At 48.6% G+C, this 23,271-nt stretch carries 15 protein-coding genes; 2 read left to right on the top strand and 13 right to left on the bottom strand.

The genetic code is table 11. The annotated features are described in order from the left end of the window. Positions 1 to 38 precede the first annotated feature (38 nt). Positions 39 to 416, bottom strand: coding sequence for a winged helix-turn-helix transcriptional regulator (locus HB364_RS13160; protein WP_167288431.1), 378 nt, complete (start codon positions 414 to 416; stop codon positions 39 to 41). 94 nt (positions 417 to 510) lie between these two features. Between HB364_RS13160 and HB364_RS13155 the strand changes: the two genes are divergently transcribed. Beyond that, the gene (locus HB364_RS13155; RefSeq protein ID WP_167288430.1) at positions 511 to 1,251 is read left to right on the top strand and encodes an SDR family NAD(P)-dependent oxidoreductase; all 741 of its coding nucleotides are present in this window, start codon (positions 511 to 513) and stop codon (positions 1,249 to 1,251) included. A gap of 132 nt (positions 1,252 to 1,383) precedes the next feature. Here HB364_RS13155 and HB364_RS13150 read toward each other — a convergent pair whose 3' ends face one another. From HB364_RS13150 to HB364_RS13125, 6 genes are all read right to left on the bottom strand, one after another. Then, positions 1,384 to 2,292 carry an AraC family transcriptional regulator gene (locus tag HB364_RS13150; RefSeq protein ID WP_167288429.1) on the bottom strand — a complete coding sequence of 303 codons (909 nt, stop codon included), beginning with the start codon at positions 2,290 to 2,292 and terminating at the stop codon, positions 1,384 to 1,386. Between the two features lie 32 nt (positions 2,293 to 2,324). Then, positions 2,325 to 4,640 (bottom strand): DUF5703 domain-containing protein, encoded by a 2,316-nt coding sequence (locus tag HB364_RS13145; RefSeq protein WP_167288428.1) that lies wholly within the window; start codon positions 4,638 to 4,640, stop codon positions 2,325 to 2,327. A 38-nt stretch (positions 4,641 to 4,678) separates the two neighbouring features. Then, positions 4,679 to 8,197 (bottom strand): glycosyl hydrolase, encoded by a 3,519-nt coding sequence (locus tag HB364_RS13140; protein WP_246228486.1) that lies wholly within the window; start codon positions 8,195 to 8,197, stop codon positions 4,679 to 4,681. Between the two features lie 277 nt (positions 8,198 to 8,474). Beyond that, positions 8,475 to 9,170: a LytR/AlgR family response regulator transcription factor gene (locus HB364_RS13135; RefSeq protein WP_167288427.1), complete on the bottom strand. Its 696-nt coding sequence runs from the start codon at positions 9,168 to 9,170 to the stop codon at positions 8,475 to 8,477. Between the two features lie 17 nt (positions 9,171 to 9,187). Further along, a complete protein-coding gene (locus HB364_RS13130) occupies positions 9,188 to 10,591 on the bottom strand; it encodes a serine hydrolase (RefSeq protein ID WP_167288426.1) in 1,404 nt (467 codons plus the stop codon). A gap of 121 nt (positions 10,592 to 10,712) precedes the next feature. Continuing rightward, the gene (locus HB364_RS13125; protein WP_167288425.1) at positions 10,713 to 12,320 is read right to left on the bottom strand and encodes a sensor histidine kinase; all 1,608 of its coding nucleotides are present in this window, start codon (positions 12,318 to 12,320) and stop codon (positions 10,713 to 10,715) included. Positions 12,321 to 12,427: 107 nt separating this feature from the next. On the opposite strand from HB364_RS13125, the gene HB364_RS13120 reads away from it, so the two are divergent. After that, positions 12,428 to 12,970, top strand: coding sequence for a methyltransferase family protein (locus HB364_RS13120; RefSeq protein WP_246228485.1), 543 nt, complete (start codon positions 12,428 to 12,430; stop codon positions 12,968 to 12,970). A gap of 35 nt (positions 12,971 to 13,005) precedes the next feature. On the opposite strand, the gene HB364_RS13115 is transcribed toward HB364_RS13120, so the two are convergent. Genes HB364_RS13115 through HB364_RS13090 form a run of 6 tightly spaced genes read right to left on the bottom strand, consistent with a single transcriptional unit; the run spans position 13,006 to position 23,242 of the window. Next, on the bottom strand, positions 13,006 to 15,024 hold the full coding sequence (locus HB364_RS13115; protein WP_167288424.1) for an aceric acid hydrolase: 2,019 nt from the start codon (positions 15,022 to 15,024) through the stop codon (positions 13,006 to 13,008). Between the two features lie 2 nt (positions 15,025 to 15,026). Beyond that, positions 15,027 to 17,189, bottom strand: coding sequence for an alpha-L-rhamnosidase-related protein (locus HB364_RS13110; RefSeq protein ID WP_167288423.1), 2,163 nt, complete (start codon positions 17,187 to 17,189; stop codon positions 15,027 to 15,029). An 11-nt stretch (positions 17,190 to 17,200) separates the two neighbouring features. Continuing rightward, the gene (locus tag HB364_RS13105) at positions 17,201 to 18,781 is read right to left on the bottom strand and encodes a sodium:solute symporter family transporter (RefSeq protein ID WP_167288422.1); all 1,581 of its coding nucleotides are present in this window, start codon (positions 18,779 to 18,781) and stop codon (positions 17,201 to 17,203) included. A 17-nt stretch (positions 18,782 to 18,798) separates the two neighbouring features. Continuing rightward, positions 18,799 to 19,851, bottom strand: coding sequence for a Gfo/Idh/MocA family protein (locus HB364_RS13100; protein ID WP_167288421.1), 1,053 nt, complete (start codon positions 19,849 to 19,851; stop codon positions 18,799 to 18,801). 44 nt (positions 19,852 to 19,895) lie between these two features. Next, positions 19,896 to 22,412, bottom strand: coding sequence for an L-rhamnose mutarotase (locus tag HB364_RS13095; RefSeq protein WP_167288420.1), 2,517 nt, complete (start codon positions 22,410 to 22,412; stop codon positions 19,896 to 19,898). Continuing rightward, positions 22,409 to 23,242 carry a sugar phosphate isomerase/epimerase family protein gene (locus HB364_RS13090; RefSeq protein ID WP_317170713.1) on the bottom strand — a complete coding sequence of 278 codons (834 nt, stop codon included), beginning with the start codon at positions 23,240 to 23,242 and terminating at the stop codon, positions 22,409 to 22,411. Before HB364_RS13090 ends, HB364_RS13095 begins: the two co-directional genes overlap by 4 nt. Positions 23,243 to 23,271 lie beyond the last annotated feature (29 nt).

Raw genomic sequence — 23,271 nt, 5'->3', positions numbered from 1 at the left:
AGTAGTATTTTTATAAACTAACAATAGAATTCACTTCCCTACCGGCTCACCACCGCCTTTGCCACTCCCCGTTTCTTCTGATAACCCAATCCCCAGTCAGACATACTTTTCAACACCGGTTTCAGGGAGATACCGGCTTCTGTTAATTCATACTCCACACGCGGCGGCACTTCTGCATATACCAAACGCCTAACCAGTCCATCATTCTCCAACTCCCTCAACTGCAATACCAGCATCCGCTCCGATACATCGGGCAGTTGTTTACGCAACTCACTGTAACGCAGCTTACCGCGCACCAACCGGCACAGGATGCTGGGTTTCCACCGGCCGCCGATCATTGAAAGCGTAAAGACCATGCCACAATGTTCCCTGAGGGCATTCCTGTTTAAGCTGTTTGTAGACGACTCTTTCCTCATTACTTACTTTTTTGTTAGTACTTAACAATTTTATCGGTACTGGCAAATGTACGGTCAGGCTGGTAGTTTTGCAAAACAATAAAATACATACAGTATGAAACGTCTTGAAAACAAAGTGGCATTGGTTACCGGTGGCAGCCGGGGCATTGGAGCAGGTATTGTTAAACGTTTGGCAGCCGAAGGCGCCACCGTTGCCTTCACTTATGCGCAGGCCGCCGAAGCAGCAGCGACCATTGTATCGGAAATAACAGCAGCAGGTGGTAAAGCATTAAAGATCGCTGCCGACAACCATTCGCCCGAAGCAGTAACGCAGGCAGTAGAACAAACCGTAAAAGCCTTTGGCCATATTGATATACTCGTGAACAATGCCGGTATCTATGTAATGAACATACTGCAGGAGTATACCCTGCAGGAGTATGATGATATCATGGCTGTCAACGTACGCGCCGTATTCCTGGCATCACAGGCTGCAGCACGGCATATGCAACCGGGCAGCCGCATCATCACTATTGGCAGCAATATGGCCGACAGGGTAATCGATTCACATGGCGCCTTGTATGCCATGAGCAAATCAGCCCTTATTGGTCTCAACAAAGGCATGGCCCGTGATCTTGGCCCCAAAGGCATTACCGCCAACCTCGTACAGCCGGGACCTGTAGATACCGATATGAACCCGGCCACCTCCAACTTCGCCGATGCTGCCCGCAGCCGCATGGCCATTCCGCAATATGGTACCCCGGCACAGATTGCAGGGCTCGTAGCCTACCTCGCCAGTGAAGAAAGCGCCTTCATGACCGGCGCTTCCCTCACCATGGATGGAGGCTATAGTGCTTAAATACAACAGCCGGAACGATGATCTGTGTTATCATCGTTCCGGCCTGCTTGCGATAGGCGGTTATTTTATCTTAATGCCGCTCAGCTCCTATTGGTATGTACCATCCGACCGATTGTTGCAATCAATACAAATCTAGTCTTTCCTGGTCATACGATACTTCTTGGGGCTCATACCAATAATCTTGCGGAACCGTTTGGAGAAATAATAAGGATCATCAAAGCCCATGCTCATGGCGATAGACTTTACACTCTTATCCGTAAAATCCAGTTGCTGGGTAGCCTTCTGCATCTTCAACTGGATAAAATAATCAATGGGCGCATACCCCGTCTTCTGCTTGAAGAGGCTGGAAAAACGGGAAGCAGAATAATTATAATGTTTGCAAAGCTCGGTGAGCGTAATATTTTCACTGATATGCTGGTGCATATACAGGATAGCGCTGTCAATGCTGTCCAGCTTATCCTGCGTATGCTGGGGATAGTGCCGGGGATTATAAATGAACAGGGAAATAAAATGCGAGAGGCACATATTGGTAAATACCAGGTTGTCCAGGCTATAACCCAGCTCCAGCGATTTATAGATCTTGGTAAACAAGCCCGTCACCTCCTCACTGATCTTCACATAGCTGGGCTTAAAATGCTTTTGCACCACCTGCATATTATTAAACTCCGGTAGGCTGTCTCCACCAAAATGGATCCAGTAAATCGTCCAGGGATCATCGTCACTGCTGCCATAGGCATGCTCTGTATGCTGGGGAAGGATAAAGAACTCATTGGCGCTTACTTCATACTTCTTGTCTTCCAACTGGTACCAGCCCTTGCCATCCACACAATAAAACAGGAAATTCTCCGGCAACCCTTTTTTGCGATACGTATAATGCTTCTCCGCCTTGGGATAATAGCCCAGGCTGCACACATACAACTTAGATAAAATAGGATTGTTTTGCACCTTCGACTTGATCACCGTTTTCGGTATCTCAATCCGCTGCCTGCCCAGCCCGTGCCAGATATTTTTATGAGAGCCTATTTTATTTGCCACATTCATAGTCAGACAAGTTATCGTCGTTGATGATACTGCTAATTTAACATATTCACTACATCCGCCCTGCGGCTTTCCGGCAGCACGGTTAAGTTTAACAATTTCCCATCTTTCAGTTCGGCTTCCACGACCGTGTTATAAGGCGCCAGTAACCTGAAATGTACATCTTTATCTTTTGGCCAGGCGGGGAAAAGCAGGATCTTACGGTCATCAACCTGCAGCAGCATTTCCTGTATGCCAATCATGCCGCTGCCACCCCAGTTATGATCAGGTACCCAGTCAAAGCCCGGCCCCCAGAAGGCCGGGAAACGCCTGCCGGAGCTTTGCAGCTTGAGGCTGTTCAGTGTCCAGGCCTCCTCCCGCAAACCCAGGCGGGCCGCAAAAATATTGTCCTGTTTCCAGCCGATATGACTCCTGAACTTCAAAGCAAACGTATCATAGCGCCAGGTATTGAGCGCCGTATCCAGTCCGGGTTTACCTACACCAAAAATACCCCACGGATATACCGGGTATAGTTGTGGTGATTCTACATTATTCACCCGCTCCCATAATCGTGCAGGGGCAATCGTAGTATGGCCATTAAATTGCGTATAGCTGATGGGGGGAATACGTTTGGACAGAGCCAGCCACCAGGCGCGTCGTTCTGCAGTACCATATTGAGCGGGCAGTTGCAGTAATCTATCGGTGATTACCGTGAGTGCAGCAATGGTAGAACTGGCATTATAAGCCATCTTAAAAGTCTCTGCACCGGAACCGGGATATAATACCAGTTTACCCGCTTCATCGAGCGCCCTGGCGCCTCTTTGCCGGGCGAGGTATTGATAATGCTCATCAAAAAATCGCAGGCAGCTTTCTATAAAAGGTACATACCGGCTAATGTCTTTTCCTGTGTAGCGTTGCTCTTCCAGCATCATCAGGCAAAACTCCAGCACGGTATCCCATTCATATTCCAGCCAGGCATTATACTCTACCCCTTTGTCAAAGCCAGGCGGGCGCTTTTGTCCATATTCTGCATAATTGGGCAATCCATAATTCTCCATCTGCTCGGTAAAGCAGGCGCCGCCATGGCCCCAATATACTTTACTGCGCAGCTCTGCATTGTGCAGAATACGCCTATAAAAATCCAGTTGCGCCTGCAACATATCCCAATCGCCATTCTTGATCATGGGGAAATACACCAGCCGCTGGTTCTGCATCGTGTGCACACCTCCACCCCAGTTGCGGTAGTCGGGTGTAGCCTTATGCGCAGTATCGGTATAAATAGGATCAACCGTCAGCAAGCCACCGTTGAACTTGGTAGGCCATATTCCTCTTGCATTGCAGGCCAGCATATACCGGAAAAGCTGGTAATTGCGCCCCATCTCCCAGGCAGCATTATTCTTTTTTGCTTTATTAATCAGTACAAAGCTTCTTTGCCAGAACTGTTTCCACCAATCCTGTGTAGCCGGGAAAGTACTGGCAGCATTGGTTTTAGTGGCCGCTTTCAATGAATCCAGCGATTGCAGCCATCGTTGCAGGGAAGGTTCCTGCGCTGTATGCAATTGCAGGGTGAGCGTATGCCTGGATGCCGCCTTTTTACTTCTCAGCTTCCAGCCTTTATAATCAGTATTGGCATACATGCCCTGTGTATTGCCCGCTGCTATAAAACCGCTACCGGAGAAACTGCCGCCGGATACCAGGTATTGCAAAGGATTGTACAATTCATGCTTTACGCTGTCCATTCCCTGCTGCGCAACCGTATGGTCAAAAATGGTAGGCGATTGATTCTGGTGATAAAACAATACTTCATCACTACGGAAAGCAATACTGTCCCGGCGCGTGAAATTACCTTTGGGCGCGGCCCACTTCCAGGAATTACCAAAGTTGGCGCGACTTGTTAGTGGCCTGTCGGTATAACGCCAGCTCTCATACACCGCTTCAACAGCCATCTTTTTACTGCTGCTTACCTCCACATGCACCACCGGGCTGAACACTTCTGTCCAGATACGTATGGTACCGGATTGCTTACCCGATTGGCCGGATACCGTAACATAACCTTCCTGCAAGTGCAGCTCCTGCCTGAAACCGGTACCCGCCAGAATATTGGGGAATAACTTTACCCGCAGCCTGCCTGCCTTCATCAGTCCGTTATGCTCATCAAAACTACCGCTGCGCGCCGCGTAGATCAGCAGCTCTCCGTTCTCTACCCACACATTCAAACCAATATCACCACCTCCGCAAGGCATGGATTCCGATGCATTTCTACTCTGCGTAGTCCATACAATGTTATAGGAATTAATACCAGTCTGCTGTGCCTGTGTAAAACAACAGTTCAATAAACAATACAGCAAGATAGCGACAAAGGCAATTTTCATAAGCTTGTCCCGCTCTGCGGAATTATCAGGTTTTCAAATTATCTCGCTATGATTACGCTGCCTATCAGTCCCGCCGGCAATAAAGGCTTGCCTTGCAAACGGAACGGCGCTGTAGTCCAGGTAATACGTTTATCAGCCGGCAACCTTTCATCACCGATCAGCCGGTTGGCCCAGGTATTGGTAACCTCAATCTGCAATTCATTGTTACCATTGCGCAAAGCCCTGGCAATATTTACCTGGTAGGGGCGTGTCCATACCGTACCGCAATCCACCCCATTCACTTTAACCCTTGCAATGTTATATACACTGTCCAGGAACAAAGTTGTATTACCCGCAGGATCGGCATTTTCCCATTGGAAAGATTTGGTATAAATAGCTGTGCCGGAATAATAACGGATACTTGTATCCGCCTGCTCTGTCCAACTGGTCAATGATTCAAATACTACCGGGGTAGCAGGCCCTACTTTTGTCTTATCAAAGCTTACCTGCCAGGGACCTGTGAGGGAATATGCTTCTGTATCTTTATAGGAGGTTCTTTTAAAAATATGGTTACCGGCACTTTTACGGAATACCAGGAATTTGGATTGATATGGTTCCAGCGATACCGCGGTCATTGTACGGCTGCCTTTATTCTCCCACTCCTCATTCTTTTCAATAGATCCATCCACTGGGTCCCACCATTCCGGTTCTTTACCCGTAAGCCTTACCGATACATTTACCATGCGCCTGCTATCCAGTTGGTTCGAAATAAAATAAATATCAAAATCTTTTCCTTTCCTGTGCGTCCACGCGATGCCCGGTATATGATTACCGCGTGCATCGGTCACTTCAACATCCCTTTCAATGCCCAGCGCTGCAAAAGATTCATCTGTATAAATTCCCGTGATCAGGTTGCCTTTTGCTTCCACTCTTTTTTGACCACCACTTACCCTACTCGTCAACACTTTCTTTTCCAGAACATCTTCCAGCGAGGGCGACTGCACAGGCTTTTCGGTCATCAATACCGTAGCGCCTGCCTGTACCAGTTGCACAATCTTTTGTTTCATGGCTGTCGTCATATACTGTTTCCCAGGGTTCAGCCTGTCGGCCCCTGGTATTACCAGCACACCATAGCTGGCCCCACCGGGCAATACAATGCGTTTATTTTTTACAGTAGCCAGCCGCAACAAGGCATCCGGGTTAATAGCATCATACGCATAACCGCGCAACGGATCAATCCAGTCTTCCGGATCAGCCATATTGGCCGAATGGGTTACACCGGCCGGCAATTGACGCAGCGGCGTACCGGCATTCTCCAGTCGTTGCTGCTCTCTTGCCACTCTTTCTTTGCCAATGATACCCGACAGTGTAGTGACCAGCCTGTGTGGCAGTACAGCACGGCGGGGCAGCTCCTCTCCGGTAAATACGGCTACATCGGTTACGGGTTGTCCCAGTTGCAGCAGGGCCTGGCAGCGTTGTAAATATTCGATCCAGGCCTTACCGGGCTTCCACCAGGTTTGATCTCGCTGAAAATACAGGCCCACACCATCCAGCGTCATGCCGGGCTTACGGTCCAGCCAGGGATTGTGCGTGAATACATGTAATACCAGCTTATTGGCGCCCAGCGCAAAATTCCGGTCGCCCAGGGCTTTCAGCATGCCCGGATGTTCGCCCCAGGTCATGCGTAACGTAGTAAAACTTTCAGCCTGTACAATACGCTTGCCATACACATGCGCCCCGGAAACAGCATCCAGCATATCATTGGGCTTATCGTGGGTCGGACTGTTGAGCCAGAACTCGCCCATCGGTATATCGGCATAACGGTAATGCAGCATGCCATCGCTCATCATTGTGGGCGCTACACTTTCTGCGCTGAACTGCGTGCCTTTCTCATGCGCCAGCCTGGCCAGCGTACCATAAAAATTATCCGCTATCAGCGAAGCAATGGTTTGCCGCATATCATACAAAAATCCTTCTGAAGTAGCAGCACTCTGCACAGGCGTGCCCGTCATGGCCAGCAGGTAAGGCATCAGGTCATACCCCCGGCGTTTCTTAAACTCCTCCGGGAACACCGGGCTCCAGTTCTGGCTGCCGCATTCCCAGCTATCTACATGAAATATCTTGATCACTTCCTTCGCCAGTTCAGGCCCGGCCACTTTCACTGCTTCACCGAACCATTTATCAAATTGCAACTTTATAGCCACCGGGTTGAACTTATCGCATTCAAGGCCTTTGCCGGCGCCACCTGTAGCATTGGTATGGCCGGTACTGGTATGCCCTATCCGTACGATCACCCAGTTGCCGGGAGGCGCCTGCCATTTCAACCGGCCATTCATTGTCAGTTCGGTGAGTATCTTCATTTGTTCCATCGGTACACACACCGAGTCGGGCACCTGCTCCGGCGTCGTTTTCCGGCTCACCCGCCACATGGAACCATTCTTGCTTTCATACTGGTTCAATACCGGTTCATCAGAAAGGTAAATGCCGGCCACCTTCAGGGAAGGTTTCCACTTCGCCGCATCGAGGTCTTCAGCACCGGGCTCTGATCCTGCCTTATCATACACAAAACGGTAAAAAAGCGCCGTAACAGCCGGTATGGCATGCGTTACATCCTCATCCGTATCCTGCCAGCCATGGCGCGGCGGCTCCAGCCGGGTGACCGTGGTAAAGTCATACCCATCATTGCTCACCTGCACCAGCAGGCGGTGGGCCTGGTAATTATTGCTGCCGGTATGGATCCGGATAGAACGGCAAGTAAAAGGCTGGGGGTATTTGTATTGGATCCAGCATACGGAATCACTTTTAAAACTTTCCTTGCCGTCATTGTCGAAGGCGAGGAATTGTGCTTTTGCACCGGGCACACTGGTGGTTACCTTGGGTATCAGCACCGTATCACTGAAAGCCTGGGTACTCCTGGCCGGGTAGGCTATTACAGCGATGTCCTTATAATAATTTTCCCTGATCTCCGGCTCCGGCAGGGTAATATCGATCATTTCCCCACCCTTCACGTATTCCTTGCTCCATACCAACTTTTGCATGGACAGTTCGGGCGTGATCCAGGGACCGCCGGCCAGGGCAAAGCCATCGCTTACATGCATGGCCAGTTGCAGGTTCAGCCTTTTGGCTTCCTCCATGGCAAAACGCACCATGCCCCACCATTCCGGGGTCAACTGGCGTACCGGCGGGTTGATCAACGGCGGTGAGGTAGTATCCTTAATACTCATCAGGTAAGCGCCGCCAATGCCGGCCTGTTGCATTGCCTCCAGGTCGGCCGTAATGCCGGCTTTGGAAATACCGGCCTGCATCCAGTACCAGAATACCCAGGGTTTGGCGCCGGCAGGGGGATGGCGGAACAGCTCCTCAGTAGGCCGGTCAATCGTATCGCCAGCCACTGGCGGTAAAGCATATTTAGGAAGATTTTCCTGTAAAGACATGGTGGAAGCCTCCCGTATAGGAGAACCTGCATACAGGGAGGAAGAAACAGGGGGAACGGAGGTACTATTGTCGGGCAACCACCAACCAGTTAACGAAAAGGACAGCAAGCCCGCTACCAAAATTGTACTCTTGTGCATCATCATATGAAAGCCTTATCGCGTGTGAAGTTAGGGTAACTACCGGTTTCCTGTAAAAAAAACGGGGCCAACGGAGAACCGTTACCCCAACTTGCTTGCTTTTTGCTATATGAAACGCTTGACTGCCCGGGAGCAGATAATATCATTTGATAGGTTAAAATTACAGGGGTAACCCGGCCTGGTAAATGGCATATCCGGGCAAGATGATGGAATATTTGACTATTTCTCCCCGGCAAGGCTTCATTTTATCACCCTGACTGGTACAGGAAGTGCTTTTTTACAGCTATGCCTTTACCAGTTTTTCCAGCTCATGGGCATAACCCGGCCCCACCGGCAGCTCCGTTTTCCCGATCCATATATTGTTCTTGTCCAATTTGCTGACATGCTGTTTGGCAATAATATACGACCGGTGTATGCGCACAAACGCAGCAGCCGGCAGTAAGGCTTCCGCTTCGGCCATGGTAAGGCGCGACAGGATCTTCCGGTCTTCCAGCACAAACTGTACATAATTACCGCTGCTTTCCACATATAAAATATCACCTGGCTCCACTCGTATCTGTTCATAGCCGCTCTTAATAAAAAGAGGGTGTGTAGCAGGTCCGCCAGACCCCATATTCTTCTTCAACTCAAATTGCTGGATCGCTTTATTACAGGCTTTCAAAAACCGGGCTTGCGAAAAAGGCTTCAGCAGGTAATCAATAGCATCCAGCTCAAAACTCTGCACCGCATGCTCGCTATAGGCGGTAGTAAAAATCACCATCGGCGGATCGGGGAGCGACTTCAGGAAATCAATACCCGATATATCAGGCATCTTGATATCGAGAAACAACAGGTCTACCTTTTCTTTCCGCAAATAATCCATGGCCTCAAAAGCGCTGGTAAAGCAGCCGGCGAGGTTGATGAAAGGTATCTTTTCCGAAAGGTTCTTCACCACTTCCAGCGCTATGGGTTCATCATCTATTACGATTGCTTTAAGCATACAATATCATCAATCAGTTATTTGATCTTGGTAGCGGGCTTGGGTTCTCCGTCCGGGTTAATCATCATACGCACAATATTGCCCCTTTCATCCGCTTCAAAGCTTATTTTGAACTCATGGTCATTACTAAGAAAGAAATGGGTGTCATCCAAAGCCAGTAATTCCGAAGGTGGCCCGTTATGTGGCCTGGCCATCAGTCGTCCGTTCTCCAGCACTACATTCACCAGCACGCCATTCCTTTCAATCTTATAAGTACCCGTATACTTACTCAGGACTTCCTCCCGTACGGGCACCCCTTTCAGGTGTACAGGTATCGAATAGGGCTTTCCGTAAACGATTGCCAATAGCCGCCTGGTAATTTGATCCCGGCTATCGGTCTCCATATTACTCAGCAATACAATACATACATCATCCTCCGGCACCCGGGCGAAGTCGGTCCGGAAACCAAAGATACCACCACTGTGCGATACCATCAGCCTGCCGTTCAGGGAATCGGTGATCCAGCCATACCCGTAGTTATTTCTCCGCTGCAGTCTCTCCCGTTCAGGGCTGTGTGAGGGGGGAGGACTCAGCGGAAAGGGCGTATACGCCTTTTGTAGCAGTGGCCGGCCAATAATCTTATACGACTGCAGTCCACGGTGCCATTTGTACAGGTCTCCTACCGTAGAGTAAATAGCCCCTGCCGCATAAGCCCCTGAGGAATCAGCAACGGGGGCTGGCTTTGTGGGCTTTTCCGTGGTATCGGCATAATGCCCTACTGCTTTATCAAGGCTTGCCAAATGCGTGAAATCAAAACCGCTATGGTTCATACCCAGGGGCTTAAAAATATATTGTCTTATTGCCTTTTCATAAGGCATACCAGTCACTTGTTGGATGATATAGCCCAGCAGGTAATAGCCTGAGTTACTATAGCTCCAGCCGGTACCAGGTGGAAAATCAAGTGGTTTATCCTTAAAAAAATTGATTGTTTCCATAATGGGTATAGACCGGTGGATCGGTGCGAGTCTGAAATCATTGTCACGGGTATAATCCCAGATGCCCGATGTATGTGTTAATAAATGTTCAACAGTAATGCTATCGCCATGCGGATAGCCGGGATAGAATTTATTCACCTTATCAGTCAGGGACAGCTTCTTCAATTCCACCAGTTTCAGTATCATAGCCGATGTAAATGTCTTGGTAATGGATGCAATCTCAAAAACAGTATGGGCGTCATTGAGCGTACTGTCTTTATAGTTTTTAATACCATAGCCTTTTTCCAGCAGTACCTTTCCCTGCCGGGCTACCAGTACTGTTCCGCTGAACCTGTCCAGGTTAGTGTAAGCCTGCATCAGTTCATCTAACTTTTTTACCGTGCTGTCTTGCGCCAGGGCAAATTGGGTCATGCCAATCGCCCATAGCATGGCGAGTGTTCGCTTCACACAATATGTTTGAGGTTTGATTAAATTGTAATGATTGCTCAGGATTGAATGGACAACTTATTTCTCCGCAGTGTCTCTCTGTGCCAGGCGCTGTGTGCAGACAGAGGACGCTGCGGTATACTCAGGGTTGAATGGACAACTCTATCAAAAACTCCCGCTCATTATTACTGATGTTAATGGTGTGCCTGCCAGGATATACCAAGGCGAGTCTGTCCAGCACATTTTGCAACCCGATTCCCGATTGTCCTGTTTCCGGATCATGTTGCGGGCGTGGATGTACACTGTTGCGCAGGGCAAACCGGATGTGTTTTTCTTCACAAATGAGTGATATATGGATCCATGATTGCTCCCGCAGACTGATCCCATGCTTAAAAGCATTCTCCACGAAAGGAATTAGCAGCATGGGCGCGATCTGATGATGACAGGATTGCTCCCCGATATTGTGTTCGATCACAATGTCCGGGGAAGCCTGTATGCGCAGCTTTTGCAGGGCAATATAATGCTGCAGGTATTCGATCTCCTTACTCATGGGTATGAAGTCAAGGTTATTCTCATGCAGCATAAAGCGCATCATATCCCCCAGTTGCTGTATACCCGTAGCGGTATCCGACGCTTTTTCCCGCAGGGCTGTTCCATACAACGTATTCAGGGCATTAAAAAGGAAATGGGGATTGATCTGTGAACGGAGGAACTGCAGGTTCGCTTTAGATTTGCTCAACTCCTCCTCTACCCCTCTTAATTGCAGTATCCTGTCTCTTCGTTGTTGGTAAATAAGCCAGGAAATGGGTGTGGTAACAAACAATTGTATACCCCAGCAGATCATGGAAAAAATGAACGTTTTGGATGGCATGGCGGCAAATCCATCAAATAAAAAGCACAAAAACGTACATAGAAAGGTAGACAGCAACAGTTGTATAAGCGTTTTAAAACTGAATAAAGCCCTACCTTCCTTTTGTGGAAATAACCAATAGGTATTGACCATGAATACGAGGAAGGTAGCAGGAATAAAACCAGCATAAGTGATCCTGAAAACAGCTCCGGAAAAAACATTGAACAGCAATATAACAGCCAGCAGGGAACAATACACTACAGCAGCTATCGTAATTTGCTTCAACACTAACACCCGGTAAGCCTTTCCAGGGCCAGGTCTTTCTACATAATGAACGATCACCTCCCGGATACCTGCAACCAGGCTAAGCAGGCCCAGCAACCATAATGCCCGGTCAAAACCTGTCCACAAATTTTCCAGCGGATGATCATTGTATCCCAACAGGGCTAAAAGCTGGAAATCTCTATAGTTAAAAAGCCAGGGATGCGCATAATACGTTGCTGCATTAATACCCAGCGCCAGCAGCCAGCTTAATACACAAAAGACAACAACGGCCCCAATAATTTGCCGTAAAATGACAACGGTTTCGCCCTTTAAGGATATTTTCTTCAGGACAGGAATAACAATCCAGTTAATACCGTAATAAGCAAGACATAGCAACAGTGCTGTTCCCACCTGTGGCAGTAATACCTGTTTAGTATAGCTAAAAGCAACCTGTTGGGCGGGTATTACATAATCACTTTCCAGTTGTTGGGCATCTGGTTTCAACATCTTCCATATACAACCGGTCACATACGTGAGTAGCAGAATGGCTACAAGGATGGACTCATATTCTCTCCACCGCACCTTTCCCTGACTGGCCATTGTTTTTTCGTGTAATCCGTTCACCTGCGTTACCATGCGTCATTATTTTCAACAAGATTAGCCCATAATCAACAACGCTTGTTGCAAATGTGACGAAACAGGGGGAAAATGGGACGGGAATGAGATCAATGTGGCAGGGATGAATGAAAATTTATTTAACTTACATAGAGAGTACTACAACGCTCATGCATCAACCTTCCCTGATAAAGCATCTTCGTGATATCCTCATACTACCATTCACGGTCACAGTAATAGCACCCTGGTTCATTTATAATCCCCAACAGGATACTATTCCAGCCAATATGCTTACAAAAGTGATGGGGTTACTATTCCTGGCGCCCGGCGTCCTATTATTCTTTTATACAGTCTTTCTCTTTAGAAAAAAGGGTAAAGGGACTTTAGCCCCGTGGACACCTACACAGAAACTGGTAATAACCGGCCCCTACAGGTATTGCCGCAACCCAATGATAACCGGTGTGTTTTTTATACTGATTGGGGAGGCATTATTCTTCCATTCCCTCAACATATTGATTTGGGCATTTATCTTCTTTACCATCAATACTGTTTATTTCATAGTAAAAGAAGAGCCGGATTTATATAAGCGTTTCGGAGAAGAATATAAAGACTACAAAGAGAAGGTACCAAGATGGATACCCAAAATGAAGCCGTATCAGAAAGACAGCTAAATCCCTGCAAAAAACCTATTCACCGTTAAAATCCCTTACCTTATCACCGGCATCCACACCGTCATATCAGTCTTACCCCGGTTAGCCCAGGCATAATAGGGAATCAGTTTAATAGCCACGGGTTTGGTTTTCGTATTGATTGCCCGGTACAGGCTGCCGGTAGTATTGGTATTTTGTAACAGCCGGGCCGTTCCCGTCAACGCCATCAGGTTACCCTTATTTACCTGCATGGGCTGCGGCTTCAGTTTGATATTCGCCCGCAGGGCAATATCAAATACGGGCGCGCCGGCAGGCAGGTCGGCCGACTCCAGGCAATACACTACCGGGCCACGCTTTACCGCCACCTGGTTACGCGTTTCCTCTACCAACGGATGCGTTTCCAGTAATGTAGCGGGCATGTCCATATCCAATATAATTACATCATTAGTACCATTCCACTTATGCTTTATGACCGCATAGCCATTGTCCATGGTATAATACTTAGTACCACCAGACTTAATACTGAATCGCTTGCACCAACCGGGAATACGTACCCGTACCGCAATACCATAAGGCGGTAAGCCATTGATACTGATCTTTACCCTGCCGCTCCACGGATAATCGGTTTCTTGTTTTATGGTAATGGAATGACCATTACGCAATGTTGTATGCAATTCACTACCTCCATACAAATTCACCTGCACAAAAGAATCGGCCAGACTATATACATAATTACTCACCTCCGCCATGGTACGTACTGTATTGGGCGGACAACAATTTGACAAAGCAATATAAGATTGCCGCCCTCCCATCCATCGTAACTGGTAAGGATAATCCTGCGACAAAGCCAGCGGGTTGGTATAAAAGAATCGATTGCCGTCCATGCTTACGCCGGAGAGCACACTGTTGTACAATGCCAGCTCTACGATGTCGGCATACTTCGCCTCGCCGGTCAGTTGCAGCATACGCCAGTTCCACAATACATTTCCGATATTGGCGCAGGTCTCATTGTGGGCGCTCAGGTTGGGCAACTGGTAATCCTTCCCATAAGCCTGGTGCACCTTCTGCACCGTATCCGGGTTATAAGAAGTGCCATCCACCGACACCCCATCGTACAGGGAACCGCAGCCGCCGGTTACATACATCTTATGGTTCACCACATTGTCCCACATACGGTAAAGCGCCGGCAATAAAGTGCTATCACCGGTCTCGGCATACACATCCGCCACACCGGCAAACAGGTAATTGGCCCGTACCGCATGCCCCACCACTTTTTGCATATTCCGGAAAGCCGTACGGTCCGAATTATCATCTGTTCCTTCTGTGAGTCCGCGTATATCAATGAGTTTTTGGGCCAATGATAAATAGCGCGCTTCACGGGTAGCCCGGTACAATTCTATAATGCCCATATAATGGGAAGGGCAAATAGCATTGCGCGCCTGCTCAGGCGTAGCGCGGGTATAAAACCCGATCAGGAAATCACCTGCTTTCTTTGCCACGTCCAGCAAACTGGTTTTACCGGTAGCCCGGTAATGCACACAGGCGGCCGTCAACAGGTGACCAACATTATAGGCTTCAAAACTGAGGCGGTCATCAAACTGTTTACGCTCACCGGTACGCTTTTGTTCTATAACCGATTTGGTATAGATATAGCCATCTTCCCGCTGTCCTTTCGCAATCACTGCAATGGCTTTATCCATCATGGCATCCAACCCCGGATCTTTGGTCGCCGCATACATCGCCGCCACTGCTTCCAATGTTTTATAGAAATCACCATCATGAAAAGAGGGTCCTTTATGGGAACCGGTATCTAACCCCGCTGCTATTTCAAAATTCTTAAAGGCATGACTGATGCGCGCATCCATATAGGTATTCCACAGGTGCGGCACCATGGAATCCCGGCACACGGCAAAGCGCTCTGCCCAGAACCCGGTCGTCCACCGCACTTCATCCAGCCCCGGCGCATACAGCTTCGCATATTTGCTCCCGCTGGTATTCACCAGTGCTTTTGATTGCGCCTGCCCGGCGGTGGTAGCCGCTACCAACAGGGCGACCGCTATTATTTGTCTGATCATACTTACAGGGCTTTATAGGCAACTACGTAATCCATTCCGGCCTGCACGGTCATTTCATACTGGTTATTACCCAGTGCGGTGATCACAGCCGTTTTACATACCGGTTTGGTTTTGCTGCTGAAGCGCAGCGCCCCCACCCCCGCAGCCCCGGTCGCTTTTATTTGCGTGGTGCTGCAATACAGTTTTACTTCCCCACCCGGCACCGGCACCTTACCCTCCATCCATTGCAATCCTCCCAATACCGGTGTAATGGTGTACGTTTTATAACCCGGCGAAGTGGGCTGCACACCGAGGTAATACCGGCCCAGCAGGTAGAGCGGACTGGCGCCCCAGGCATGACACAGACTCTTGCCAAACGGCCTGCCATACATGGCATAGTGCTCCACGCCTTTCTTATTGGGGTTATATTCTTCCCAGAAAGAAGTAGCGCCCAGGTTGAGCATACCGCCCCAGTAATCCTTCATTTCCTTCAGCACGTACTGCTGCTCTCCCATCGCACACAGCGCCTCCAGTTCATAGAAACGCATATAAGGGGTAGTGATCTTTTGGATATTGTCGTTTAGTAATACGTTCTTCTTAACGCCTTGCTTTTGCTGTTCATTGAAGTAATTAAAGAAGATACCAAACATATTGGCATAGCGGGTCACGTTATCAGTAGGCGTACCATTTACCCGGCTGTGCACCAGCGCCTGTTTCGATTCATTCCAGTAAAGGGAAAACAATTTCTGTCTTAACTCAGCAGCCAGCTTCTGATATCGTGCTGCACCTGCAGTATCATTGGCCATAGGCGCGCACAAGGCCATTGTTTCCAGGCTGCGGCATAGCAGCATTTGCTCAAAGCTCACTTCTCCCTTTTTACTCAGGCCATCTGCCCAATCAATAAATACCCAGTCGCCGGACAGCCCCTCCATCAATCCATCCTTATTGCGCCGGCCCAGGCAATATTCCATCAGACTTTGCATGCGGGGATACAATTGCTGCAGGAATGCTTTATCACCCGTATAGGTATAATAATCATAGATGCCCAGGAACCAGTAAAAGGTATAATCCATGATCGTATTGATATGGCTGCTGATAGGATCTTTTCCCCGCAGGGCATACAGGGTCCTGCGCACCGCTGCTTCATCAAAATAGAGATAATAATTCATGAGGTAGCTTTGGTAAGCATCTCCGCTCCATACCCACCGGTCGCGCTTAATGCCATCAATAAAGAACTCGCGGGTATTGAGGTGGAACGTGTACTTAGCCACCTCGTAGATCTTGTTCAACTGTTCATCAGAACAACGGAAGCCACCCCGCTCCTGCACCGGCAGGAATTCATACCACATGGATACCGAGTCAATGTTCACAGCGGGATCATACTGAATGTTCACATACCGGAATGCTTTGGAGAGTGTGGTCACCACCGGCCCCTTAGCAGCATTGTTGATGTCCAGCTTGTCCATTGTTTCACATCCTTCCGGCGACAGTGCTTCTTCTTTCGACTCTCCGTAATAAATGGTCACAGGTCCCTTGCCACTTACTCCGTTCAATTGTATGCAACCAAAAGTCTCTTTGCCAAAATCAATTAACAGGCTGTTGCCTTTTATTTCTGTATGCACCGGCTGTTGCAAGGTTGTGCTCAGAACGAAAGCGGAAGGTTTTGTCTGCGGGTCATTGAAATGCCAGCTACCGGCCTGCAGCCAGGTAGTACCGCTTTGGTCACTCACCTTGCCGGTTTCATCAATCCATTCTTTGTCTTCATAAGTTACCAGCCAGGAAGCGTCCGATACAATCGTGCGGCCCTTCACATAAATAGCCGGCACCTTCTCCTGGTTATGCACTTTAATATTGATCTTATGTTTTCCTGCCGGCACCGTGATCTTAGTGGGTGTACCGGGCAGCATCTTCGCATCCAGCTTCACATTATAACTTCCCTCTGCAACTATTTCCACTTCTTCTGGGGCAGCCAGGTCAAATGTCTTGTGAAAGTCCATCAATACATAATGGGCATCCATACGCCAGAAGGGTGGAAAGAAAGCGCCTTTCTCCGTACGGCGGTTCTGCATCTTATTGCCCAGCCATATTTCATAATCACCGGGATACCAGATCCAGGTGGCTTGCTGGGCATAAGTACTCAAAGCACAGGAAACAATAAACAGGATAGTCAGCAATCTATATTTCATAGATATAATTGTTAATGATGACCATTAAAGAAAATATACAGGCTGATCATAACAATGATCAGTAATATCCATAACGTCCACACCCGCCGGGTAGGCTTAGGTAATTCGCCCTCTGCATGCCCGTTGGTCACCGGTTGCCTGTCCAGCAAGGTGATCAATACCGCAATGATGAACAACACGGCAAAAATGTAAAAGGACAACAACAGGTAATGCGGCCAGAAATGATATTTATCCGGCGTAAGCACCCACAGGTACAATACGCCCACACCCAAACTAAAAGCAGAACCCACCGACAAAGTAAAGTTGACCGCCTTACGCGTAGTACGTTTCCAGAAAACAGACAGCAGGAATACCACCGACAACGGCGGCGCAATAAAACCCAGTACCGACTGGAATACATCAAAAAGGTTGAGTCCTTTAATATTGTCAATGGCCAATGCCATCACAATAGCAAATAAACATCCACCGGCTACCGTCATCCTCCCCACGCGTATCAGTTGCTGGTTGGTGGCAGCGGGATTGATCTTCTTGCGGTAAATATCCATCGTAAACACTGTACTCAGGGAATTCAGGGAAGAACCAATGGTACCTACCAGTACAGCGATCAGCACCACGATCACCAAACCATTTAAACCGGGCGGGAATAAATTGGTCACCATCGTCATATACGCTTCATTGGGATTGGCCAGGTTGGGAAACAACTCAAAGCACAGGATACCGGGCACAATAAACAAAGGCAGCGACAGGATCTTCAGCCAACCGATAAAATTCACGCCCAACTGTCCCTGCTCCAGGTTGCGGGCGCCCAATACAGATTGCACCATGGCCTGATCCGTACAAAAGAAGGCCACGGCCGCTACCGGATACCCCAATAAAATAGCAGGCCAGGGATAATTTTTATCATCGGCAGCATGAATAAGATTCCAGTACTCCGGTGGCGCTTTGTGAAACAGCACCTCAATACCGCCTACTTTTTGTACCCCGATAATAGTGAGCAGTAACGATACCACAATCAGCAGGATCATCTGGAATACATTCACCCTGGCGATGGCTTTCAATCCACCGGCAAAAGCAAACAGTCCGGCAAACGATACCAACACAATCACCGATTGCCACATGGGAATATTCAATATCTGCCGCACCAGGAAGCCGCCGGCAAACAAACCCAGCGACAGCCAGGAGATCAGTATCTTGATCAGTGCGTACCAGGCCAGCATATTGCGGGTGGAATCGCCATAGCGGTTACCCATAAACTCTGGCATGGTAGATACTCTGGCGGCCAGGTAGCGCGGCGCAAACACCATGCACAGCAGGAAGAGGAATACAAAGGCATACCATTCAAAGTTGCCTGCTACAATACCTGTACTATACCCAATGCTGGCAAAAGCCAGTAACATGGAAGGCCCCACATTGGTGCCCCACATATTGAAGCCGATACTGGCCCAGCCCAGTGAATTACCAGCTAGGAAAAGCGTTTCATCCTGTTTACGCTTCCCAAAACTGGCTTTGTAGCCAATGATCAGCAGGATAAGGAGGTACACGCCTACAATGATGAAATCAATGGGTTGAAGCTTGTCTAAAATATTACTCATGCAATCGTTAGTTTATATCATGACTTCCAGATGGAAGATATCTTCACAGGAAGTCCCGTCTCCAAAGACTGCTCCATCGCCTTCAGCACCGCAATCGTCCCAATCCCTTCCTGCAGATCAGGATAGGCTGTAAAACCCTGCTCAATGGAATCAGCAAAATATTCCAGGTAGTTCTGGTATTCACCGGCATGGTGGCTCTTGCCTTCAAACCGGAAATAATGTTTCAGCTTGTGTTCCCAGGTAACGATCTTCTCTTCACCCATTTTATCGGTAATGGCATAGCGCAGGTCCATGTAATCACCCTGACTGCAACCTTCTGTCCCCCGCAGGATACAGCTCATCTCACTGTCGCGGATCACCGGTTGCACGGGGCCGCTGTACACGCCGCTCACCCGGGCAATGCGTCCATCTTTTGCCTTAAAAATAAAGTGCATGGTATCTTCATTCTGCAGGCCACCGGCCTTGCCATTGGGGCTCAGCATACCATAGCCCATCACGGCTTCAATCTCCGGCAGGTACCAGCGTATAAAATCTACCGGGTGACTCAGTCCGCCATACAACCATTTGAATGCTTTTTCCAGCGACCATCCCTTGCCCAGGAACCACCGGTGATCGGCATGATAATAGGCCTCTACGGTTACCAGCTCGCCGATGGCGCCGGCTTCATAATCTGCCCGCTGACGCTTCATCGGTTCAAAGAAGCGGGAGCTTTGTCCTACAAATACGCGCTTACCAGTCTGCTTTTGTAAAGCCAGTAATGCTGCCGCCTTCGACAGGTCATCTATCAGCGGCTTGGTACACACTACGTGCTTATTATGCAACAGGGCCTGCTTAATATGTTCGGCATGAAACTTATCCGGCGTATAAATAGCGATCACATCAATGGAGGGATCATTGAGCATATCTTCATAGCGCAGAGTATAATGAGGAAAGTCAAATTCCTTGCTGCGTTGAAGACACAGCTCCTCCTTTACATCACAGATCTTTTTCAATATCCATTTCTTACTTTGCAGGGCTGCCGACATGGTGCTGCGCCCTTCTCCCAATCCGAGAATACCAAGGTTTAACATGATGATGAATTACAAATATTATAGTGTTATATTTAATCAGGTCGTTACCACTGCCTTTCTAAGATTACCCACGTCTCCCCTTTTGCGGTTCCTTCTATTCCCTCCTGGTACTTTTTCATCAATGCGTTCCACTCATCTACCCGGGGATTGTTTTCCGTTGTTTTAGGATTCAGGGTATCCAGACTAGCTCCTTTGGGAATACTGATCACCAGCATAAGCTGACGTCCATTCCTGAATAACAGCAATTGCTGAAACTGTGCATTACAAAACCCCTTACTCACTTCGGGCCATTGCTGGTATTGCGTGGCATGGTACTGAATATACTCCTGTTGTAATTGTTCATCTGCCACCAGGTTGGCAGTGAGTATTATATGATCCCATTCCGGGGCAGTGACCGCATCGGCACATTTAGTACGATTAAAAACATAAAAAGGATTATCGTACGTCTTTACTCTAACACCGGCAAAAAGATGCTGAAGAGATAATTGCCACAAGCGCGGCGGCATGGTATTTTCTGTAAAGATGATCCAATGATTTTTCCATTTGTATACAGTCATGGACATATGGGTTAAACTCAACAATTCCTTCAACTTCCCGGGGGTGATCTGGTGCGCCGAATCGGTCACCATCTCGATAATTATTTGTTGCGATGAATCCCTATTGATGGATTGCCAGCTAAACGTGGCAGGTATCTCATTAAGCAAATGCTTATAAGCGGCCTGCAAACCTGCTGACTCCTTAATACTGTCCTGTACCAGGGGGCCGTTGTTCACCCACTCATTACCCGGACCATTGGCATTCTGTAAAAACTTCTCTGCCGGGCACCAGTTATCCTTCACCGTATAGTAAGCAGTGCCTTCATCGGTATACAGGTAAAACCAATGCGAGGGAATATGTGCGTAGGGGGCTTTATAAATACTGTCTATCCGGTTGTTCGTAATCTGCGATCCGGGTTGTGCCGACAAAGTATAAATGCCTGCCACATCATACATGTGCTTTGCGTAATGGTGGATATAGTTGGCATGAATGCGGTTGTTGCGCATAGCATTGGGAGTCTTTGTCCACCCCCACCCTACACAGATGCCGGAATAAGGGAGTTCGCACAGTTCATTGTGATGGATATTGATGTCCCGTACGTAACCAGCACTAATGCCCGGGCAGCCCCAGTCTTCATTGGCAGTACTACTGATCAGGTTATTACCAATCGTGAGGTTCCTGCACAATTCCCTTTCATCGGAAGGCTTATACGGCAGGTGTGTTTCAAAAGGCTCTTCCGAAAAAGTGCCGGCTTGTATGGCAGTACCACTGATATCGGTAAACAGGCAGCCGGTAATGCTATCCCTGTCCGTTCCCTTTACATAATCAATACCGATAGCGCCCAACCGGGCAAAACGGCAACCATTAAAAGAAGTATTGTTTACAAATGCCAGTCGTACTGCTGCCGGCTGCCGCCCTATCCAGGCCTGATTTTCCAGTCCTTTCTTATCTGGCGTGCCGGGTATTTTCAGTTTATAGGCATCCAGCAAATACATGCCTGCCTGTAAGGGTACATGCCCCTGCTGCGAAGGCCGCAGCCAGGTGCTGTGCTGAAAAGAAAGCCCTTTGATATGCACGTGGGATACTGTATTGCCGGCTGTTCCTTCTACCCTTAGCAGCGTTTCCAGGTAAGGAACTGTTACTTGTGCAGTAGTCATGTCCTCACCGGATAATGGCCAGTAATACAGCTTGCGTTGCTGCTTATCCAGGAACCACTCGCCCGGCGTATTGAGGAACTGTATAGCATTGGCAAGATAAAAAGCAGAGTTGCCACTTTGTTTGGAGATCCAGGGCGCCGGCCAGGGATGCTCACTTTGCACACGACTTTCGGGCTGATAAAAACTCAGCCGGGTACTATCGCCCCTCACTTCCATCTTGCTGATGCGCAATACGGCGATGGCCCACCATTGATGAATAACCATTTCTGTACCCGCTGCAGTAAGCAGTGCAGGCGTTTTTGGGGTAGGTATCCAACACTGTTCATTGATAGGGTCCCAGGAAAGGATACGGTTCATGCTATCTGTATCCCGGTCACGGGCGCGTATAGCTTTTTTATCATTTACATACAACTGGCGGAAATCTATTATTGCATCCCCATTCTGCGGCGCATCAGCCACCCATACCTTGCCCTTGGCCGCAGCCGGCAAGCCCGGCAGATTACCCGTCGCTTTTTTCCATCCACTCACGGTAATACCTCCACTCAAAATGGGTTGTTCGCCGGGTGCTCCTTCTATGAATAGCGGACTGGCAGCAGAACCCGCATCTTCAGGCCTGATGAATACCGGTTCCTGCAGACGGTATACGCCTCCTTTCAGGATAATACGAATGCCATTACCAATAGCAGGATCCTGCAGGCGACGCAATTCCCTGGCCTGCCGCAAAGCGGCCTGCAGCGACGCCTTGGGTTGCGTGGCTGTACCGGGATTCCTGTCTGATCCATCTACTGCCACCCATATCTGAGTAATACCCTTGAAAGGCAGTAATGCAATCAACAGTAAGACTAATAATATGCTGAGGTGTTTCATTGAAAGATTGTCTTCAAATAGCGTGTATTCGCACCATAATTCGCCTTCACATTGGTAGCCTGCTTCGCATCGCGGCTGCGCTCTACCACCAGCCAGCCACGCCACTTCATTTTATCAAGGGTGGCCTTCATCTTCTTCATATCCACCTGCGGATCATTTTCCAGCCATACCCCATCCTTATTGGTACAATGTATCTGGCAAATACGGGTACGCCCCAGTATTTGCAGTTCTTTGTACAGGTCGCGCCCAGCGCCCAGGGCATCCGCTACATTGAAATAGATCTTGATAGCCGGTGAACCAATCTCCTTCAGCAGCTTTACCTGTTCCTTCGCGGATAAAGGCGTTTCAATCCCGATCACTACACCCGCCGCTTGCGCCATCTTACCAGCCTCTCTCAAACGCTCCACTACTTTACTACGCAGGTCGGGGCGCTTGATCAGGTCACATTGTACGCCCATCGGCAGGAAAGCGATCTTCACGTTCATCAACTGCATGGTTTTAATGCAGTCTGCAATGCTTTGCTTGTACTCTTCCCTTTCGCAAAATGACTGGGCATAATAGCCTGTCATAGCCAGGGAAGGAATTTCAATATTGAGTGCTGCGATCTTATCCAGGTAAAGCTGACGTACAGAATCATTCAGCAGTTGGTTATCAAACGTAGAGCGCTTACCCAGTCCGCCCATATCCACTTCCACACCATCAGCTCCCAGGTCTTTGGTAAGCTGCAGCGCGCCTAACTTCTGGCGTTTCAGCAACATCAGGTCAATCAACGCAATCTTATATCGTTTATCGGTCTTCTCCTGTGCAGATAACACCGAAGGCAACAACACAATAAGCAACAGAGATCTGCATACAATGG

Source organism: Paraflavitalea devenefica (assembly GCF_011759375.1).
GTDB lineage: Bacteria > Bacteroidota > Bacteroidia > Chitinophagales > Chitinophagaceae > Paraflavitalea > Paraflavitalea devenefica.
Note: the sequence above shows the minus strand (reverse complement) of the source record. Positions and strands in the feature narration are given on the sequence as shown.

Excerpts from the sequence above, each read along its gene's own strand:
- HB364_RS13125 (WP_167288425.1), bottom strand. The coding sequence starts at position 12,320 with ATGGTAACGCAGGTGAACGGATTACACGAAAAAACAATGGCCAGTCAG.
- HB364_RS13100 (WP_167288421.1), bottom strand. The coding sequence starts at position 19,851 with ATGTTAAACCTTGGTATTCTCGGATTGGGAGAAGGGCGCAGCACCATG.
- HB364_RS13155 (WP_167288430.1), top strand. The coding sequence starts at position 511 with ATGAAACGTCTTGAAAACAAAGTGGCATTGGTTACCGGTGGCAGCCGG.
- HB364_RS13150 (WP_167288429.1), bottom strand. The coding sequence starts at position 2,292 with ATGAATGTGGCAAATAAAATAGGCTCTCATAAAAATATCTGGCACGGG.
- HB364_RS13135 (WP_167288427.1), bottom strand. The coding sequence starts at position 9,170 with ATGCTTAAAGCAATCGTAATAGATGATGAACCCATAGCGCTGGAAGTG.
- HB364_RS13145 (WP_167288428.1), bottom strand. The coding sequence starts at position 4,640 with ATGAAAATTGCCTTTGTCGCTATCTTGCTGTATTGTTTATTGAACTGT.
- HB364_RS13105 (WP_167288422.1), bottom strand. The coding sequence starts at position 18,781 with ATGAGTAATATTTTAGACAAGCTTCAACCCATTGATTTCATCATTGTA.
- HB364_RS13110 (WP_167288423.1), bottom strand. The coding sequence starts at position 17,189 with ATGAAATATAGATTGCTGACTATCCTGTTTATTGTTTCCTGTGCTTTG.
- HB364_RS13095 (WP_167288420.1), bottom strand. The coding sequence starts at position 22,412 with ATGAAACACCTCAGCATATTATTAGTCTTACTGTTGATTGCATTACTG.
- HB364_RS13120 (WP_246228485.1), top strand. The coding sequence starts at position 12,428 with ATGAAAATTTATTTAACTTACATAGAGAGTACTACAACGCTCATGCAT.
- HB364_RS13140 (WP_246228486.1), bottom strand. The coding sequence starts at position 8,197 with ATGATGATGCACAAGAGTACAATTTTGGTAGCGGGCTTGCTGTCCTTT.
- HB364_RS13115 (WP_167288424.1), bottom strand. The coding sequence starts at position 15,024 with ATGATCAGACAAATAATAGCGGTCGCCCTGTTGGTAGCGGCTACCACC.
- HB364_RS13160 (WP_167288431.1), bottom strand. The coding sequence starts at position 416 with ATGAGGAAAGAGTCGTCTACAAACAGCTTAAACAGGAATGCCCTCAGG.